The 2,408-nt window shown below is 68.5% G+C and carries 1 protein-coding gene; it reads right to left on the bottom strand.

The genetic code is table 11. The features are described 5' to 3' along the window. Positions 1-11: 11 nt before the first annotated feature. Positions 12-2,408, bottom strand: a 2,397-nt coding sequence (locus VGZ32_RS14685; protein ID WP_326886578.1) for a glycoside hydrolase family 3 C-terminal domain-containing protein, incomplete at its 5' end; no start/stop codon positions are given.

Below are 2,408 nucleotides of genomic sequence, written 5' to 3'. Positions count from 1 at the left end.
GGCAACCCGGCTTACTGCACGACGGACCAGACGAAGGTGGCCGTGCCGGAGACTCCTGCCGTGTCCGTCGCCGTCACCGTGACCGTGTAGGTCCCGAGCGTGTTGCCGGAGCCGCCGAACGCGCCGTTCGACGCGATCGTGGTGCCGGGTGGCAGCCCGGTCGCGGTGTAGGTGAGGGTCTGGGACGTGTTGGAGTCGTACGCCTGCACGGTGAGCGAAGGCGCCGCACCCTTCGGGCTGCTGTAGCCGAAGGGGTTGGCCACGCCGACCGTCTCCGCGCCCGGCACGCCCGAGTTCGGCGTGACGTTCGCGCTGACCGCGGTGTTGGCCGCCGAGACGCCCGCACCCGAGGTGCCTGCGGCGATCTGGCCGGTGAGCTCGTGCGCCAGACTCGTGGTGGCGGACAGCGGCCGGTTGGCCGAGGAGTCGCCGACCGAGATGCCGTAGGTGCCGGCCTGGGCCTCCCACTGGTTGTCGGTGTTCGACCAGTCGGCCAGGTCGTGGATGGTCAGGGTGAAGCTGACCGTCGCGCTCTGGCCGGGGTTGAGGTTGACTCGCTGGAAGCCGGCAAGTTGTTCTGGCGGGTTGCCGCTGGCCGCCGGGTCGTTGACGTACATCTGCGCGACGTCCGCCCCGGCCCGTGAGCCGGTGTTGGTGACGGTGGCGGTCACCGTGGCGGTGCCGTTGGCGTTGAACGCGCCGACGTTGAGGTTGGAGAAGGAGAAGTTGGTGTACGACAGGCCGTAGCCGAACGGGAAAGCGGGGGTGATGTTCTGGGACTGATACCAGCGGTACCCGATGTTCACACCCTCGCTGTAGGTGACGCCGGTTGACGTACCCGGCCACTGCGCAGTGGTCTGCGCCGGGACCTGGCTCAGGCTGCTCGGGAAGGTGACCGGCAGCTTGCCTGACGGATTGGCGGTGCCGAAGATCAGCGCGGCCATGGCATTGCCGACCTCCTGGCCGGGGTACCAGTTCGCGAACACGCCGGCGACCGAGTTCAGCCACGGCATGACCACCGGACCGCCGCTGTTGAGCACCACGATGGTGTTCGGGTTCGCCGCCGCCACCTGCTGGATCATCGACTCGTCCGTGCTGGACAGGTCCAGCGTGGCCAGGTCGCTCTCCTCGCCCTCCGGGAGGTTGGCGAAGATGATCGCGTCGGTCGAGGCCCTGGCCGCGGCGACCGCCTGCGGGATGTTAGTCGTCCCGTTGTCGTTGCCGGCGGTGTAGGTGACCTTGACGCCCGACCCGACCGCGTTCTGGATCCCGGTGATCGGCCAGATCGTGTTGGAGCTGGTCACCGTGCCGCTGCCGCCGCCGGCGAGTTCCACGCCCGCGCCGGCGTCGGTGCCGATCACGGCAATCGACTCGGTGCCGTTCGGGTTCAGCGGCAGGATCCCGTTGTTCTTCAGCAGGACGGATCCCTCCTCGCTGAGCTGGAGCGCGGTCTGCTGGTGCGCCGCGGAGGTCACGGTGTTGGAGAGGGAGCCGCTGGCCGGGTTGTCGAACATGCCGAAGGCGAACATCTGGGTCAGGATCCGGCCGACGGCGGCGTTGATCGTGTACTGGCTCAGCGTGCCGGCCGTGACCGCGTTGCCCAGGTCGGTCGCGATCGAGCCGGGGAACGGCATCCCGATGTCCATGCCACCCGCGACCGAGGCGACGTTGTTGTAGTCGGCGCCCCAGTCGGAGGTGATGTAACCGCCGAAGTTCGCCTCCCCGTCCAGGCCCTTGATCTGCATGTCGGCGTTCTGGCAGGAAGCGTTGCCGTTGACCACGGCGTAAGAGCACATCAACGAGGCCGGTGCGGACTGCTCGATGGCGGACTCGAACGGCGCCAGGTACAGCTCCTTCAGAGCCTGCTCGCTGACCGTCTCGTTGTTGTTGCCGTTGGGGTACTGCTCCTGGTCGTAGGCCGCGTCGTGCTTGACCATCGCCTGGACGCCCTGGCTCTGCAGGCCCGAGACCTCGGCCGAGGTGATCTGGCCGGCCAGGTACGGGTCCTCGCCGTAGGTCTCGTAGGTCCGGCCCCAACGCGGGTCGCGCACCAGGTTCGTCGTCGGGCCGAGCGAGACGTTCACGCCCTTGCCCGCGAACTCGGCGCCCATCGCCTGGCCCTCCTGCTGGATCAGCGCCGGATCCCAGGTGGCCGCAGCGTTCTCGCCGTCTGGGTAGGCGGTGACCCCGCCGGTCCCGTCACCGACTCCGTTCGGACCGTCCTGCATGTTCATCGGCTTGATGCAGAGGTTGGGGATGCCGGCGACCTGGCCGATGTAACTCGAGCCGCCGTCGCCGGAGAGCAGCGTGAACTCCTCCGACTGGTCCATGGTGTTGAGCACCTGCTGGACCCGCTGGGAGACCGGCGCGGTGGAGCCGACCCACGGGCAGACCCCGTTGCCGCCGTT

The organism is Actinocrinis sp. (genome assembly GCF_035938995.1).
Classification (GTDB): Bacteria; Actinomycetota; Actinomycetes; order Streptomycetales; family Catenulisporaceae; genus DASZGI01.
This window is presented reverse-complemented; position numbering and strand designations above follow the sequence as displayed.